Origin of the sequence: Brevundimonas mediterranea (assembly GCF_011064825.1) — a bacterium.
Taxonomy (GTDB): domain Bacteria; phylum Pseudomonadota; class Alphaproteobacteria; order Caulobacterales; family Caulobacteraceae; genus Brevundimonas; species Brevundimonas mediterranea_A.
Map to the genome: position 1 here is coordinate 13,737 of NZ_CP048751.1, position 14,810 is coordinate 28,546.

Sequence of the window (14,810 nt, forward strand, 5' to 3'; positions counted from 1 at the left end):
GAGCATCACCCCTTCAACAACCCCAGCAGGGCCTCAGCCGCTTCACGAGACGAGCCCGGGTTCTGCCCCGTCACCAGCTTGCCGTCGACCAAGACATACGACCCCCAGTCCGGCCCCTTGGAATAGTCGCCGCCGTTGGCGCTCAGGACGTTCTCGACCAGGAAGGGCACCACCTCGGTCAGGCCCACAGCCTCCTCTTCCGAGTTGGTGAAGCCCGTCACCTTGCGACCCTCGACCAGCGGCTTGCCGTCCGGCCCATGAACCGACTTCAGCACGCCGGGCGCGTGACAGACGAAGCCAGTCGGCTTGTCCGCCTTGGCGAAGGCCTCGATCAGGGCGATGGAGTCGGCGTCGTTCGCCAGGTCCCACAACGGCCCGTGCCCGCCGGGATAGAAGACGGCGTCGAAATCATCGGCCTTCACCGAGGCCAGTTCGACAGTCGCGGCCAGGGCGGCCTGAGCCTCGGCGTCGGCCTTGAATCGGCGCGTGTCTTCGGTCTGGGCGTCCGCGTCGTCGCTCTTGGGGTCCAGCGGCGGCTGACCGCCCTTGGGCGAGGCCAGGACGATCTCCGCGCCCGCATCCTTCATCGCATAATAGGGCGCAGCCAGTTCCTCGAGCCAGAAGCCGGTCTTCTTGCCGGTGTCGCCGAGTTGATCGTGCGAGGTCAGAACCGTCAGGATCTTCATGTGGGGGATCTCCTTTTCAGGCCTAACAAATGGGAAGCCAGACCGATCCCTCCAATGGTCGGCGACCGGCCTGTGTGGCGCATCCAGGAATCGCTTCACGCTGCGGCCAGTACACAGGGAGACACACGGCATGAGACATTGGCTCGGAGCCTTGGCGTTCGGACTGGGCGCATTTGGACTGGCGTCCATCGCCAAGGCCGACTGCGTGATCGGCGAGCCCGGCGCCACCCGCAGCGTCGCTTTCGGTCCCGACCGGCGTACGGTGCAGATCCATGTTCCGCGCGGCTTCGACCCCGCTCGGCCCGCTCCCCTTGTCTTCGTCCTGCACGGCAGCGGCGGCACGGGCGCGGCGATCCTGAGAGATTCCAAACTGGCCGAGACCGCCGACCGGCACGGCTTCATCGTCGCCGCCCCCGACGCGGGCATCCCGGTCGACCGGGGCTTCGTCTGGAACGTCCCCGGCGTGCCGACCATCACAGGCGACGTGCCGGGTCCAGACGACGCCGACGACGTCGGCTTCCTGGTGGAGACGGTCGAGGAATTGGCTTCACAGGGCTGCGTCGACGACAGCCGGGTCTACGCCACGGGCCTGTCGGGCGGCGGTCGGATGACGTCCTGGCTGGGCTGCGTGGCCGCCGACCGCTTCGCCGCCATCGCGCCGGTCGTCGGCCTGCGAGCGGGCAACCCTCGCAAAGGCTCGCCTGAACGGCCCGATGCGGCCACCTGCCGGCCGTCCCGCCCCATGCCGGTCATCGCCTTCGCCGGCGACGCCGACACGACCAATCCGATCCAGGGCGGGGGCGCCCCCTACTGGAGCTATACGATGCACGCGGCCGAGCAGCGCTGGGCCCAGTTGAACGGCTGCGCCACGACACGCCCGACGCTTTGGGTCTCGGCCTCGGTCTATGAGGAAGGCTACGCCGACTGCCGAGCCGGCGCCGAGGTCGTCGGCCGCATCACCCGCGACGGCGGCCACAGCTGGGTCGCCGACAACGAAGCCATGTGGGCCTTCTTCGCCGCGCGGACACGCCCGCAGAACTGATACAGACCAAGCCCCAGCCGTAGCGCCGCCCACGGGCCTCAAGCAGCGCGAAGCGCGATAGGCCCAAAAAGAAAAGGCCCGGCGGTTTCCCGCCGGGCCTTTCCGATATTCAGCAAATGCCGAAAGTCAGATCTTACTTGATCTGGACCTTGGCGCCGGCTTCCGTCAGCTTCTTGGCGACTTCGTCGGCGGCTTGCTTGGAGACGTTCTCGACGACGTTCTGCGGAGCGCCTTCGACCAGGTCCTTGGCTTCCTTCAGACCCAGGTCCGAACGCACGCCGCGGACTTCCTTGATCACGTTGATCTTCTTGTCGCCGCCGTCGATCAGGACGACGGTGAACTCGGTTTGCTCTTCGGCGGCTTCAGCCGGAGCAGCGCCGCCACCGGCCGGCATGGCCATGGCGACGGGGGCAGCGGCGCTGACGCCCCACTTTTCTTCAAGCAGCTTCGACAGTTCAGCAGCTTCGAGAACGGTCAGAGCGGACAGGTCTTCGACGATCTTGGCGAGGTCAGCCATTGTCAGTTTTCCTTCGGAGGATTGGGATTAGGGAGTGATGCAGAGATGAAAGGCTGTGCCGCTTACGCGGCTTCCTTGGTGGCGTAGGCGTTGAACACGCGAGCCAGCTGACCGGCGGGTGCTTGCAGCACGCCGGCGATCTTGGTCGCGGGCGCATTGAGCAGGCCGATGAGTTGGCTGCGGACCTCGTCGAGGGTCGGGAGCTTGGAAAGAACTTCCACGCCCTTCACGTCGACGACGGTTTCGCCCATGAAGCCGCCGATGATCTTGAAACGATCATTGGCCTTGGCGAACTCGGTGGCGACCTTGGCGGCCGTACCGGGGTTCTCGGCGTATGCGATGCCCACGGGACCCTTGAACAGGCCGTGGTAGTCGCTGCCTTCTTCGGCTTCGAGCGCCTTCAGCGCCAGGCGGTTCTTGACCACCTTGAACGCGCCGCCTTCTTTACGAAGACGGCCGCGCAGATCTTCCATTTCCGCAACGGTCAGACCCAGGTTGTGGGTCACGACCACGGAGCCGGCGTCGGCGAATACGCCCTTGAGCGTCTCGATCGACTCGGCCTTTTGTGCGCGGTCCATTGCGGTCTCCAGTCTTGGCATTCGCCGCCGGGCTTATTCCCGACGACGGATTGGCCAAAGCGCCGCGCATCGCTGCGAAGCGTTCAGGCCGGTCGTATTGTCCGAAGGATGCGTCTGACGGCGTCCGTCCCGGAATGCGGGCTGACAGCGCTAGGTCGCGTCCCCATCTCCCCACGGCGTCAGAGGGCTCTCTGACAGTTATGGCCTGGGTGCCCCCCACGCCCCGAAGTTCTCGGACAGGACCGTCAAAGGATTGAACCTCTGACGGGAAGCGGCGCTCATACAGGGAGCCCAACAGGAAATCAAGGAGCCGAGCGCATGGCCTATGAACTCTACTACTGGCCCACAATCCAGGGGCGAGGCGAGTTCGTCCGCCTGGCGCTCGAAGCCGCCGGCGCGGACTATGTCGATGTCTCGCGCCAGGACAATGGAAAGGCGATGATGACGCTGATGGAGACCGCAGCCACGCCCTCCTTCGCCCCGCCCTTCCTGCGCCTGGGGGATCGCACCGTCGGTCAGGTGGCCGCCATCCTGGCCTGGCTGGGTCCGCAGCTGGGGCTCAGCCCGAACGGCGACAGCGACCGCGCCTGGCTGAACCAGATTCAGCTGACCTTCGCCGACCTGGTCGCCGAGGCCCACGACACCCACCACCCGGTCGATCTGATGGCCTACTACGACGAGCAGAAATCCGAGGCCGCCCGCCGGTCCAAGGCCTTCCGGGAGCAGCGAATCGGGAAATTCCTGCGCTGGACCGAACAGGTCCTCATAGCCAATCCCTCCGGCCCGGATTGGCTGGTCAGCCACCATCTCACCTATGCCGATCTGTCTCTGTTCCAGGTGGTGGAGGGCTTGCGCTATGCCTTCCCCAAGGCGACCGAAGCCGTGCTCAACACCACGCCGCATATTGTCGCCGTCCGCGACAGGGTCGCCGCTCTGCCCCGTGTCAGCACCTATCTAAAGAGCGACCGCCGCATCCCGTTCAACGAGGACGGCATATTCCGTCGCTATCCCGAACTGGACGGCTGAGGCTTACCGGCGCCCGGACTTGCGCCCTGTTTGCCCACCCGTCTCGCAGTCGAATCGGGCGCAATATTTGGTCATCAACTCTCCGATGAAGGCCGTCAGATGTTCCATAGTGATCTCGTTCATCACCGCGCTTAGCTGAAGCGTCTTCGTCGCGACCTGGCGGCCTACGGGACTGTCATAGAAGGCGATCTGGGCCTCGAGCTCTTCGACTGTGAACGTCGACGCGTAGTGGGGGACCATGTCCGCCATCATGTCATCGACCATGGCGGTCAGCATGCGCGGCGCGTTACTCCGCAGCCAAGCCGCCTCTTCGGCGCCCTGCCCCTCCGTGTCCGCCTTGGCCAGTTGGTCCGCGATCATCGCCTCCATGACCTTGGTGAAGTTCGGCCCGGCCGAGAGTCGGATAACCCGCTCCGCCAGCGCCGTCCGCTGAGCCAGGCCGCGATCCTGCGCTGCGACAGGTCCGACCGCAAACAGGCCGAACAGAGCCGCAACCGTCAAAAGCCCAATGATACGCATATCGTCCCCCTTGCCGTTCTTATCCGAGCACGGCGTGCAGGTGGCCAGAGGGAATCGCCTCTCGGTTGCTCAATCGCTCGGTGGCGTGGCGGCGAAGTCGCGGATCAGTAGGGCGAGGTCGGCTTCGTGAACGCTGTCCGCCGCCGCCTCAGGCGTCATCCAGCGCCGATCGCGCTGGTGCGCCTCGGGCCAATCGCCCAGTTGGAGCACCACCTCCATCGGATAGACGGCGACGACATGGCGTCTCAGATCACCGCTGCGAACGATCTTGGCATAGCGGAAATGACCGATGGTCGCGTCGCCTATGGGACCACGAACGCCCGCCTCCTCCAGCGCTTCCTGAGCCGCCGCTTCGGCGTCGGTCTTTCCGGCCATACGACCGCCCTTGGGAATGACCCAGCGCCGCGTTTCGCGCGATGTGATCATCAGGATTTCCAGACCCGCCTCGCCGCGTCGCCACGGCAGGGCTGCGACCTGACGCGTTTCCGACCGGCCTGTGCGTTTCGCGGCTTTGGCCATTCTCTATCCCCGTCCGGCGCGGCTTGCAAAACGCGGTTTACGTCGCTCCGTCAACCGCTCCGCGTCCGGAAAGTTCAGCCGAGCCGCCTTTCATCATAGGCGGCCTGAGCCTTGCTGACCTCGGCCATATTGTCCTCGGCCCAATCGATCATGGCCTGGAGCGCATCGACCAGCGTGCCGCCCAGCGGCGTCAGGGCGTAGGAGACAGAGACCGGCACGGTCGGCGTCACCGTGCGGGTGACCAGTCCGTCCCGCTCAAGCTGGCGGACAGTCTGGCTCAGCATCTTCTGCGAAACGCCCTCGACACGCCGACGCAAGGCGTTGAACCGCATCGGTTCGTCCCGCAGCAGCGTCAGAACCAGCGTCGTCCACTTGTCGGCGACCCGATCCAGCAGTTGCCGCGTCGGGCAAGCGGCCGAATAGACGTCGGGCGGACGGGTTTCCGCCGGGTGACCAGATGAGAGTAAAGTGCCTTCTTGTGACATGCTGCACTTCATAACACCTGGTACCCGTTGGATACCACAGGAGATCATCCATGAAAGTCGCAGTCCTCGGCGCCAGCGGTCGCGCCGGCTCGGAAATCACCAAGGAACTGGCCGCGCGCGGTCATGCCGTCGTCGCCGTCGCCCGCAAGCCCGAAGCCATCCCTGCCCTGTCCGGCGTCACCCCGGTCGCGGGCGACGCCTCCGACTCCGCCGCCCTGGCGGAGATCATCAAGGGCTCAGACGCAGTGATCAGCGCCCTGCATCATGACGTCACGGCCGAAACCCTGCTGTCCGCCTTGAAGGCCGCCGGCGTGCCCCGACTGCTGGTCACGGGCGGCGCAGGCAGTCTGGAGGTCGCGCCGGGTGTGCGTCTGATCGACACCCCGGACTTCCCCGAGGCGTTCAAGCCCTACGCCCTGCCCGGCGTCGCCTTCTTGGACGATCTGCGCGGCGAGACCCAGATCGACTGGACCTTCTTCTCTCCGCCCGCCCTGATCGAGGAGGGGCCGCGTCTGGGGGCCTTCCGAACGGGCGGGGACCAGTTGATCGTCGATGACAAGGGCGACAGCAAGATCAGCTTCGCCGACTACGCCATCGCCATGGTGGACGAACTGGAACAGCACAAACACGGCCGCGCCCGGTTCACCGCCGCCTACTGACGCGACAGACACCGATCAAGAAAAAGGCCCCGGAGATCGCTCTCCGGGGCCTTCATCATTCTGGAACGTCGAGCGCTTAGGCGCCCAGAGAGGCCGGATCGACCTTGAAGCCCGGGCCCATCGTCGAAGACAGGCTGATGCGCTTCACATAGGTGCCCTTGGCGCCGGCCGGCTTGGAACGCACCAGGGCGTCCACGATGGCCTTCACGTTGGCTTCCAGGGCGTCCTGGGTGAAGGAGACCTTGCCGATGCCGGCGTGGACGATGCCCGCCTTCTCGACGCGGAACTCGACGGCGCCGCCCTTGGCGTCCTTGACGGCCTGGGCGACGTTCGGGGTCACGGTGCCGACCTTCGGGTTCGGCATCAGGCCGCGCGGGCCCAGCACCTTACCCAGACGGCCGACCAGGGCCATCATGTCCGGCGACGCGATCACGCGGTCGAACTCCATGAAGCCGCCGGCGATCTTTTCGTACAGATCTTCGGCGCCGACGTGTTCGGCGCCGGCTGCGGTGGCTTCGGCGGCCTTGGCGTCCTTGGCGAAGACGGCGACGCGAACGTCACGGCCCGTACCCGACGGCAGGTTCACAACGCCACGGACCTGTTGGTCGGCGTGACGCGGATCGACGCCCAGGTTGACGGCGATCTCAAGGGATTCGTCGAACTTCGACTTGGCGTTTTCCTTGGCCAGCTTGATGGCGTCGGTGAACGGCAGCAGGTCTTGGGTGACGCCGGTGCGGGCCTTTTGAGCCTTGGTTTGCTTGGCCATGGTTTAGCCCTCCACCACTTCGAGGCCCATCGCGCGGGCGGAGCCTTCGATGATCTTGGCCGCCGCGTCGAGGTCGTTGGCGTTCAGATCCTTCATCTTCTTTTCGGCGATCTCGCGCAGTTGCGCCTGCGTGATCTTGCCGGCGACTTCACGGCCGACCAGCTTCGAACCCGACTTCAGGCCCGTGGCCTGCTTCAGGTACCAGGTCGCCGGCGGCGTCTTGGTGATGAAGGTGAACGACTTGTCCTGATAGACGGTGATGACGGTCGGAAGCGGGGTGCCCTTGGCTTCCTTCTCGGTGCGCGCATTGAACTCCTTGCAGAAGCCCATGATGTTCACGCCGCGTTGACCCAGAGCCGGGCCGATCGGGGGCGAAGGCGTGGCCGAACCGGCCGGCACTTGCAGCTTGATATAGCCGAGGATCTTCTTGGCCATTGGTCTCTCCTATGAATGACCCGACGACTTAACGGCGGGCCGGTGAGCCGTGGTGCGGCATGGCTGCCTCCCACGGATTTGACGCTCCACGAGCCGAAGCCTGTCGAGCGAAGGCGCGCGTGTAACAGAGGGGGGACGGAAAGGCAAACGGGCGGCGTCACCTCCCCGTCGGCGAAGGCCGATGGGGAGGACAGGCGCCTCCGCGCATGGGGAGGCGAAACGAAAAAAGCCGCGCCCTTTCGGACGCGGCTTCAAATCTCAACCGGCGCCTGAGCGTCAGCCGGCGACCTTCTCCACCTGAGCATATTCCAGCTCGACCGGGGTGGCGCGGCCGAAGATGGACACGGCGACGCGCAGGCGGGCCTGTTCTTCGTCCACGCTCTCGACCGAACCGTCGAAGCTGGCGAAGGGTCCGTCGATGACCTTGACCTTCTCGCCGATGTCGAAGCGGATGGTGGGCTTCGGACGTTCGACGCCCTCTTCCACCTGGCCGATGATGTTCTGAACTTCGCGTTCCGAGACCGGCAGGGGCTTGGTGCCGCCGGCGGCGCCCAGGAAGCCCGTGACCTTCGGCGTGTTCTTGACCAGGTGATAGGCTTGGTCGGTCATTTCCATCTTCACCAGCACATAGCCGGGGAAGAATTTGCGTTCCGAGTTCACCTTGCGCCCACGACGGATCTCGACGACGTCCTCGGTCGGAACCAGGATTTCGGAGAAGGCGTCTTCCAGACCCTGCTGCTTGGCCTGATCACGCACCTGTTCGGCGACCTTCTTTTCGAAGTTCGAATAGGCGTTGACGATATACCACTTGTGGCGGGGATTGGCGGGCTTTGCGGGCGCTGCATCGGTCATGGGCGCGTCTTTCTCAGGATCCGAGAGCGATGATGTAGCGGAAGGCGAAACCGAGACCGGTGTCGACCACCCAGAAGAAGATCGCGGCGATGACCACCATGATGAAGACCATCACCGAAGTGATCCAGGTCTCCTTGCGGCTGGGCCACACGATCTTGCGGCCCTCCGCCATGACCTGCTTGTAGAAGTCGCTGGGGCTGGTGCGCGGCTTCTTGGGCGCGGGCGCATCGATGGTGATGGCGGCGGCGGCCGCAGCAGTCTGGGGCTTTGCGCCCGCCTGGGGCCGCTTGCCGGGAGATTTGGCCTTGGCCATCAGTTGCTCTTCACACAATTGTTCCTGTCGCCCCAGATGGGAAGTCCCATCCGGAAGCGACAGGGGGGATTGGCAGGAGTTGGGGGACTCGAACCCACGACCCCCGGTTTTGGAGACCGGTGCTCTACCAGCTGAGCTAAACTCCTAGACAATCGCGCGAACCCTCGGGTCCGTGCGTTCGCCAGAGGGGGGCGTATGCCCGACACCGCCCCGCATTTCAAGGGCGATGTGACACTTGTGACTAGTCTTCCAGATGCGCCGCAATGGCGGCCCGCTCGTCCTGGGCCTGGATCAGTTCCTTGAAGATCAACTTGTCGATGCGGCGGTCGTCCATATCGACGACCTCGACCTCGAATCGGCCGACCTGCACCACCTCGCCCTCATCCGGCACGCGCGACAGCTGGTGCAGAATCAGGCCGGCGACCGTGTGGAAGCCGTCGTGTTCGCCGAAGTCCTCGCCCAGGGTGTCAGCCAGATCGTCCAGGTCCGTCTGGCCGTCGACCAGCCAGCTGCCATCGGCGCGCTGATGGATCCAGGCCTGTTCCTCATCATGACCCTCGTTGAAGTCGCCGGCGATCATTTCCAGGATGTCGGTCGCAGTGACAACGCCTTCGAAGGCGCCGAACTCATCGACAATGAAGGCCATGTGGACCTTGGAGCCTTTCAGGATCTCAAGCGCCTTCAGCACCGAGGTCGACTGGGGGATGAAGGCCGGTTCGGCCACCAGGGGTTCGATGTCGAAACGTCCGTCGGTCAGCAAGGCGTCCAGCAGGTCCTTCTTGTGGACCACGCCCAGGGGATTATCGACGTCGCTCTCGCGCGCCACCACGATGCGCGAATACGGACAGGTGCGGATTTCCTCGCGCAGCACCGATTCGGGATCGTCCAGGGCGATCCAGAAGACGTCGTGGCGCGGCGTCATGGCCACCCGGACCGGGCGGTCGCCCAGACGCAGGATTTCCTCGATCATCACCTGTTCTTCGGGCTCGATCAGGCCGGCCGAGGTCCCTTCAGCCAGGATGGTCGCGACCTCTTCCTGGGTGACGTCCGAGCCATCGCGATCCTTGACGCCCAGAAGTTTAAGGATGCCCGAGGTCGAGGCCGTCAGCAGCAGCACAAAGGGTTTCAGCACGATCGCGAGGGTCGAGATCGGCGGCGCCATCTTGGCCGCGATGGTCTCGGGGAAGATCAGGGCCAGACGCTTGGGCACCAGCTCGCCGACGATCAGCGAGATATAGGTGATGCAGACCACGACCAGGGCCGTGGAGAAGATTTCGGTATAGGCGGCCAGCGCCGGGAAACTGGTCTCGAGGATCCGGTCCAATTCGCCTGCGATGGTCGCCTGGCCGTAGGCGCCCGCCAGAATGCCGATCAGGGTGATGCCGACCTGGACCGCCGACAGGAACTGGGTCGGCTCCTCGGCCAGTTTCAGCGCCTTGCGCGCCCCGCGATCCCCCTTCTCCGCCCGGCTTTGAAGCTTGGATCTCCGGGAGGAAACGACCGCCAGCTCGGTCATGGCGAACAGGCCGTTGAGCACCACCAGGAGCAGAACGACGACAATAGCGATGAGTAACATCTAGGGGTTTTTGGAGACCAACGCGGCGCAACAGACGGCGTCCGCGCAAAGACACTAGAGCACGGCGGCGCTTTGCGCCACGCTTTCCTTGCGTGTCAGCCCGCCCGGCCGGCCTCGATCGAGCCATAGGCGCCGGAAACCGGGCGTCCGTTCGCGTCATATTGCGACGCGCAGGCGCACAGGCCGAGCACGGTGCCGATGAACAGTCCGATATGAATTGCGCGTCGCATCGTGGTTGCCAATCGCTTAACGTCGATGAAGGACATAAACGATCGCTTAACTTTCCGGCAAGCCGGCGCCCCGCTCAGGGGAAAACCGCGGCCTAGCTCAGTCTCCCCTTCCCCGCGCCGGACGGCTAAGAGAAGGCCATGCAGACTCTGGACTTCCTCGACGCCCTACCCGACGGCGCCTTGTCTTCGCCTGCGGCCCAGCGCAACGCCGCCTCGATCCTGGACGTGTTGCGGACGCACCTGCCGGCGCGGGGGCAGGTGCTGGAGATTGCGGCCGGATCGGGCGACCACGCCCTGGCCTTCGCCTCGGCCCTGTCCGGTCTGGATTGGACGCCCAGCGATCCCAGCCCCCAGGCGCGCGACAGCCTCTCGGCCTGGCGGCGCGCCGGCCCGTCGAATCTGCGCCCGCCCCTGTCGGTGGACGCCGCCGATCCGGCGACGTGGCCGCAAGATCGGTTCGACGTCGTCTATTGTGCGAACATGACGCACATCAGCCCCTGGTCGGCGACCGAGGGGCTGATGGATCTGGCCGGTCGCGTCCTGCGACGCCCCGGCGGTCTGCTGGTTCTATATGGCCCCTATCGCGAGGCCGAGGTTCCGCTGGCGGCCTCGAACGCCGCCTTCGACGAGAGTCTGAAGGCGCGAAACCCGGCATGGGGCCTGCGGGACCGTGCGGCGGTCGAGACCCTGGCCCGGTCGCATGGCCTTGCGGCCACGCGCCGGGCTCCGATGCCGTCGAACAACCTGACCCTGCTGTTCAGAAGCGTCTGATTTCAGAGCGCGCCGATGGCGGCCGACAGCTGGGCGCGCTCGTTCAGCAAGGTCGTCTTGCCGTCCTTGAACAGGGCGCCCTGGGCCTCGACCGTCACGCCGAAGCTTTCAGCCGCAACGGCGACGCCGTCGGCGAAGGCGATGACCAGCAGATCATGGGCGCGCGCTAGGTCGATCAGCGATCGCACGGCGGCCAGGCCGGCCTCGTCCTGCGACCCGCCGGGCACGACCAGGCCTTTCAGACGGCCCTCGACGATGTCGGTCGCCGTCGCCGTCGCCAGAACGGTCACGCCGCCGGTGATCAGGCTGGCGTCGCCGGTCGAGATGGGCGCCAGGCCCACGCCTTCAGCCCGCAGCGCCCCTTCGACGTCGCCCAGTTCGCCGAATTCCATGTCACGTCGCATCACCAGTCCCATGCGCAGCCGGGTCGGAACGGGACGGTTGTAACCAGTGCGACGGGGTCCGGCGGAAGATTTGCTTTGAGCGTACAAGACGTCTCCTTCTAGGGTTTCAATAAACATCGAGATTCTGCGACAAAGGCCGCCGAACCATCGACACGAAGAACCAGAAAAACGAAAATCGACGGGTCCGACCATGGTCGTCCCGCACTCTGGATCGTTTGTGGAATGCCGCCTGATATAGTGAAAAATCCGGCAGGATCAACCTTGGACACCCCCGCATGTGCGCAGAGTGATCCTGACGGCCTTGACCCGCTTGCTCGCATCGGCGCCCGGCCCTAGACAGCGGCATTGATCGAGCGACGGAATCCGATGGCCTTCACCCGCACCTATGACGGCGACGAACCCGTCCGCGTAAACAAATGGCTGGGCCAGACCGGCGTCTGTTCGCGCCGCGAAGCCGAGAGCCTGATCGCCGAAGGCTTAGTCTCCATCGACGGCGAGACCATCAGCGACGCCGGCCGCAAGATCGAGCCGGGCCAGACGCTGACGCTGAACGACACGGCCCAGCAAGCCCTGGCCTCGGGCATGACCCTGGTTCTGCACAAGCCGGTCGGCTACGTTTCGGGCCAGCCGGATCCGGGCAAGATTCCCGCCGTGCGCCTGCTGAAGATCCCCAACCGCATCGGCGAGGGCGAGACCCCCGCCCGCGACGCCTCCCTGCCCCCCATCGGCCGGCTGGACGAAGACTCCCGCGGCCTGCTGCTGCTGTCGTCGGACGGCGTCGTGGCCAAGGCGGTGATCGGGCCGGCGTCCGAACTCGACAAGGAATATCTCGTCGTCGTCGACGGCGTGATCACCGAAGCCAAGCTCAGCCGCCTGCGCCACGGCCTGGTGCTGAACGACAAGCCGCTCAAGCCCGCCCGCGTCACCCAGATCGAGCCTCAGCGCCTGCGCTTCGTCCTGACCGAGGGCAAGTACCGCCAGATCCGCCGCATGTGCGAATTGGTCGGGCTTGAGGTCGTCGACCTGTACCGTATCCGCATCGGCCCGCTGGAGATAGGCGACCTGCCCGAAGGTCGCTGGCGTCACCTGACCGATCAGGAACGCGCCGCGCTCATCGCCGCCTCGACGGCTAGTCCAACGTCCTGAACCACCGGTCCAATAGTTCCGCCTCGGCGCGGCGGGCCTGGGTGCGTTCGGCGGCTTCCGCGTCCACGCCCCACTGCTCCTCCTGAAACAGTTCGTCGATCCGCGACAGTTCAAACGCCGCGCCGCCTGCCAGCGCGCCCTGCTCGACGGCCAAGGCCAGCACCGCCGACCCGAGCAGCGGCACGGCGGTCGCAAGGCCCGTCAGGCGGAAATCGTCCATCGCCATCGCGTGCGCCTTCACCCGCGCGATGGCGTCGGGCGACTGGGGCCGATGCACGATGCCCGCGACTGGCTCCAGAGCCACCCCCATCTCGCGGGCCGCCCAATCGCGCCACGGCCCCCATTCACGGCGCTGGCGCTCGACCAGCGGCGTCGGATGTTCGGCCAGGTAGCAGACCACGTCCGACCCGGCGTAGGCGGCGATCTCTTCCGCAACCGGCTCACGCGCCTGGCCGATGCGGTCGATGGCGGTTGAGGCCAGCCGGGTCGCCGGCATGGTCGACGGCTCGACGATCTCACCCTGCGCAGCCCATTCCTCGGCGACCAACTGCGCGGCGGCCTCCGTCGGCAGCACCAGCGGCGCCTTGGCCGGCGTCTGGGGCGTACGTCCGTCCAGCAGCACGGCCCAGCCGCCCCCCTCAGACGAATGGGCTGCATGCGGCCCGACCGAGACGGCCGTCCAGAAGCGACGCACCGTCTCCTCGGTCTCGCGGAACCCCTTACGGGCGGCGACCATGGGATCGAGCGGGGGAATATGGCTCATCGAATTCTCTTCACGCCCAGGAAGGGATCGTCCTCAGCCTCATCCTCGGAGAAGCCGAAGTGGGCGAAGCCGGCTTTCATTTCGGGGCTCAGGGGCGCCGTGACCTTCAGCAGGCCGCCGCGCGGGTGATCCAGCTCGATGCTGCGGGCGTGGAGCTGCAGCTTCAGCGGGCCGGACAACTCCCTGGATTTCTCATCCCCGTATTTGGGATCGCCCAGGATCGGGTGGCCGATCCCGGCCATATGGGCGCGCAGCTGGTGGGTCCGGCCGGTGAAGGGACGCAGGGCCATCCAGGCGGCGCGATGCGAGGCGCGGGAAATGGTGCTGAAGGCCGTCTCGGCTGGTTCGGCCTTGGGGTCCTTGCGGTCGGCCGGGCGCATCATCTCGAAGTCGTTGATGCCGGTCTTCTTCAACGGCATGTCGATCTGGCCCGAATAGGGTTTCGGATTGCCGATCACGATGGCCCAGTAGGTCTTCTTGGCCTGACGACGAGCGAAGGCGCCGGCCAGACGCTTGGCCGCCTCCGGCCCCTTGCCCAGCAGGAGGACGCCCGAGGTGTCGCGGTCCAGGCGGTGGACCAGGCGCGGACGATCCATCCCCTCCCCCCAGGCCGACAGTAGGCGGTCGACGTGGCGGCTGGTCTTGGTGCCGCCCTGAACCGCCAGGCCGTGCGGCTTGTTGATGGCGATGACCATGTCGTCCTCATAGAGGACCAGCGACTTGGCGAAGGCGATGTCGCGTTCCGACAGGGTGTGCAGATCCCCGGCCTGACGCGAGGTGTCGTCCGGGATCGGCGGCACGCGCACGGCGGCGCCGGCGGTCAGGCGGCCTTCCGGCTTGATGCGGGCGCCGTCCACGCGGATCTGGCCGCTGCGGGCCATCTTCTGCACCTGGATGTTCGACAGATGCGGCCAACGCCTGCGGAACCAGCGGTCCAGGCGGATGCCGTCCTCGTCCTCGGCGACGTAGATGGTCAGGACTTCGCGCTTGGGCGCGTCCTCGATGGGCGGCTGGTCGGTCAAATGGCGGCTCCGAAGGCGCGGCGGGCGACCACCATGCCGATAAACAGGGCGACGACGGCCAGGACCACCGAACCGACGATATAGGCCGCAGCCAGTCCGTAGTCGCGACGTTCCAGCATCAGCGCCGCCTCAAGCGAATAGGTCGAGAAGGTGGTGAACCCGCCCAGCACGCCGACGGCGGCGAACAGGCGGATCGTCTCCTGGTGCGCATCGCCCCTGAAGGCGAGCCAGCCGACCAGCAGCCCCATGGCCAGACCGCCCAGCACATTGGCCGTAAAGGTCGCCAGCGGCCAGCCGGCGCCGGGCGTCAGCCGGGACATCAAGAGGACGAGGCCATAGCGCGCCATCGAACCGAGCGCGCCCCCGGCGGCGACGAGAAGAAACCGTGTCATGATCCGGCGCTATATACGCCGCCTTCGCCGAAAGCGAAGCATCCTGCGCGTTCGTGGCCGTCTGACTGAAACTTCACTTGCCCTGCGACAGGGTTAACGGCGATATCCG

21 protein-coding genes and 1 tRNA gene are annotated in these 14,810 nt (G+C 65.9%); 5 read left to right on the plus strand and 17 right to left on the minus strand.

The annotated features are described in order from the left end of the window. Positions 1-5: 5 nt before the first annotated feature. Complete coding sequence (locus GYM46_RS00060; RefSeq protein ID WP_008263932.1) at positions 6-686, minus strand: type 1 glutamine amidotransferase domain-containing protein; 681 nt, start codon at positions 684-686, stop codon at positions 6-8. A gap of 130 nt (positions 687-816) precedes the next feature. Here GYM46_RS00060 and GYM46_RS00065 point away from each other — a divergent pair, with 130 nt between their 5' ends. Next, positions 817-1,728 (plus strand): alpha/beta hydrolase family esterase, encoded by a 912-nt coding sequence (locus tag GYM46_RS00065; RefSeq protein ID WP_035308144.1) that lies wholly within the window; start codon positions 817-819, stop codon positions 1,726-1,728. A gap of 133 nt (positions 1,729-1,861) precedes the next feature. Here GYM46_RS00065 and rplL read toward each other — a convergent pair whose 3' ends face one another. After that, complete coding sequence (rplL, locus tag GYM46_RS00070) at positions 1,862-2,245, minus strand: 50S ribosomal protein L7/L12 (protein ID WP_008259470.1); 384 nt, start codon at positions 2,243-2,245, stop codon at positions 1,862-1,864. A 62-nt stretch (positions 2,246-2,307) separates the two neighbouring features. Beyond that, the gene (gene rplJ / locus GYM46_RS00075; RefSeq protein ID WP_008264370.1) at positions 2,308-2,823 is read right to left on the minus strand and encodes a 50S ribosomal protein L10; all 516 of its coding nucleotides are present in this window, start codon (positions 2,821-2,823) and stop codon (positions 2,308-2,310) included. Between the two features lie 318 nt (positions 2,824-3,141). Between rplJ and GYM46_RS00080 the strand changes: the two genes are divergently transcribed. After that, complete coding sequence (locus tag GYM46_RS00080; protein ID WP_008263625.1) at positions 3,142-3,849, plus strand: glutathione S-transferase; 708 nt, start codon at positions 3,142-3,144, stop codon at positions 3,847-3,849. 3 nt (positions 3,850-3,852) lie between these two features. Here the strand turns inward: GYM46_RS00080 and GYM46_RS00085 are convergent, their stop codons facing one another. The 3 genes from GYM46_RS00085 to GYM46_RS00095 form a co-directional block, all read right to left on the minus strand. Continuing rightward, complete coding sequence (locus tag GYM46_RS00085) at positions 3,853-4,368, minus strand: DUF2059 domain-containing protein (RefSeq protein WP_008264178.1); 516 nt, start codon at positions 4,366-4,368, stop codon at positions 3,853-3,855. Positions 4,369-4,437: 69 nt separating this feature from the next. Then, entirely contained in the window at positions 4,438-4,887 is a 450-nt protein-coding gene (locus GYM46_RS00090) for an NUDIX hydrolase (protein ID WP_008263414.1), read from the minus strand. A gap of 74 nt (positions 4,888-4,961) precedes the next feature. Then, the gene (locus GYM46_RS00095) at positions 4,962-5,372 is read right to left on the minus strand and encodes a winged helix-turn-helix transcriptional regulator (RefSeq protein WP_008264338.1); all 411 of its coding nucleotides are present in this window, start codon (positions 5,370-5,372) and stop codon (positions 4,962-4,964) included. Positions 5,373-5,422: 50 nt separating this feature from the next. Between GYM46_RS00095 and GYM46_RS00100 the strand changes: the two genes are divergently transcribed. Beyond that, the gene (locus tag GYM46_RS00100) at positions 5,423-6,031 is read left to right on the plus strand and encodes an NAD(P)-dependent oxidoreductase (RefSeq protein ID WP_008261851.1); all 609 of its coding nucleotides are present in this window, start codon (positions 5,423-5,425) and stop codon (positions 6,029-6,031) included. Between the two features lie 76 nt (positions 6,032-6,107). On the opposite strand, the gene rplA is transcribed toward GYM46_RS00100, so the two are convergent. The 7 genes from rplA to GYM46_RS00135 all read right to left on the minus strand — a co-directional run bounded on the left by rplA (position 6,108) and on the right by GYM46_RS00135 (position 10,239). After that, positions 6,108-6,797, minus strand: a complete 690-nt coding sequence (gene rplA, locus GYM46_RS00105; protein ID WP_008260414.1) for a 50S ribosomal protein L1 — start codon at positions 6,795-6,797, stop codon at positions 6,108-6,110. 3 nt (positions 6,798-6,800) lie between these two features. Further along, positions 6,801-7,232: a 50S ribosomal protein L11 gene (gene rplK, locus GYM46_RS00110; RefSeq protein WP_008259841.1), complete on the minus strand. Its 432-nt coding sequence runs from the start codon at positions 7,230-7,232 to the stop codon at positions 6,801-6,803. Between the two features lie 276 nt (positions 7,233-7,508). Continuing rightward, entirely contained in the window at positions 7,509-8,084 is a 576-nt protein-coding gene (gene nusG / locus GYM46_RS00115) for a transcription termination/antitermination protein NusG (protein ID WP_008264196.1), read from the minus strand. Positions 8,085-8,097: 13 nt separating this feature from the next. After that, entirely contained in the window at positions 8,098-8,397 is a 300-nt protein-coding gene (gene secE, locus GYM46_RS00120) for a preprotein translocase subunit SecE (RefSeq protein WP_008264085.1), read from the minus strand. Between the two features lie 70 nt (positions 8,398-8,467). After that, positions 8,468-8,543 (minus strand) — tRNA-Trp (locus tag GYM46_RS00125). Positions 8,544-8,638: 95 nt separating this feature from the next. Further along, positions 8,639-9,973 (minus strand): hemolysin family protein, encoded by a 1,335-nt coding sequence (locus GYM46_RS00130; RefSeq protein ID WP_196066388.1) that lies wholly within the window; start codon positions 9,971-9,973, stop codon positions 8,639-8,641. 95 nt (positions 9,974-10,068) lie between these two features. Continuing rightward, positions 10,069-10,239: a hypothetical protein gene (locus GYM46_RS00135; RefSeq protein ID WP_155988124.1), complete on the minus strand. Its 171-nt coding sequence runs from the start codon at positions 10,237-10,239 to the stop codon at positions 10,069-10,071. Between the two features lie 102 nt (positions 10,240-10,341). Between GYM46_RS00135 and GYM46_RS00140 the strand changes: the two genes are divergently transcribed. Next, on the plus strand, positions 10,342-10,974 hold the full coding sequence (locus GYM46_RS00140) for a DUF938 domain-containing protein (RefSeq protein ID WP_008261888.1): 633 nt from the start codon (positions 10,342-10,344) through the stop codon (positions 10,972-10,974). Between the two features lie 2 nt (positions 10,975-10,976). On the opposite strand, the gene GYM46_RS00145 is transcribed toward GYM46_RS00140, so the two are convergent. Further along, positions 10,977-11,378: a hypothetical protein gene (locus GYM46_RS00145; RefSeq protein WP_035308171.1), complete on the minus strand. Its 402-nt coding sequence runs from the start codon at positions 11,376-11,378 to the stop codon at positions 10,977-10,979. 366 nt (positions 11,379-11,744) lie between these two features. Between GYM46_RS00145 and GYM46_RS00150 the strand changes: the two genes are divergently transcribed. Beyond that, a complete protein-coding gene (locus GYM46_RS00150; protein WP_008259609.1) occupies positions 11,745-12,524 on the plus strand; it encodes a pseudouridine synthase in 780 nt (259 codons plus the stop codon). Here GYM46_RS00150 and GYM46_RS00155 read toward each other — a convergent pair. The 3 genes from GYM46_RS00155 to crcB are packed head-to-tail and all read right to left on the minus strand — an operon-like array spanning position 12,508 to position 14,701. Continuing rightward, entirely contained in the window at positions 12,508-13,287 is a 780-nt protein-coding gene (locus GYM46_RS00155; RefSeq protein WP_008258999.1) for an ATP12 family chaperone protein, read from the minus strand. The two genes, GYM46_RS00150 and GYM46_RS00155, sit on opposite strands and share 17 nt — an antisense overlap. Beyond that, positions 13,284-14,309 carry an RluA family pseudouridine synthase gene (locus GYM46_RS00160; protein ID WP_008262531.1) on the minus strand — a complete coding sequence of 342 codons (1,026 nt, stop codon included), beginning with the start codon at positions 14,307-14,309 and terminating at the stop codon, positions 13,284-13,286. Before GYM46_RS00160 ends, GYM46_RS00155 begins: the two co-directional genes overlap by 4 nt. Then, positions 14,306-14,701 (minus strand): fluoride efflux transporter CrcB, encoded by a 396-nt coding sequence (gene crcB / locus GYM46_RS00165; RefSeq protein ID WP_008263747.1) that lies wholly within the window; start codon positions 14,699-14,701, stop codon positions 14,306-14,308. Before crcB ends, GYM46_RS00160 begins: the two co-directional genes overlap by 4 nt. Positions 14,702-14,810: the final 109 nt, after the last annotated feature.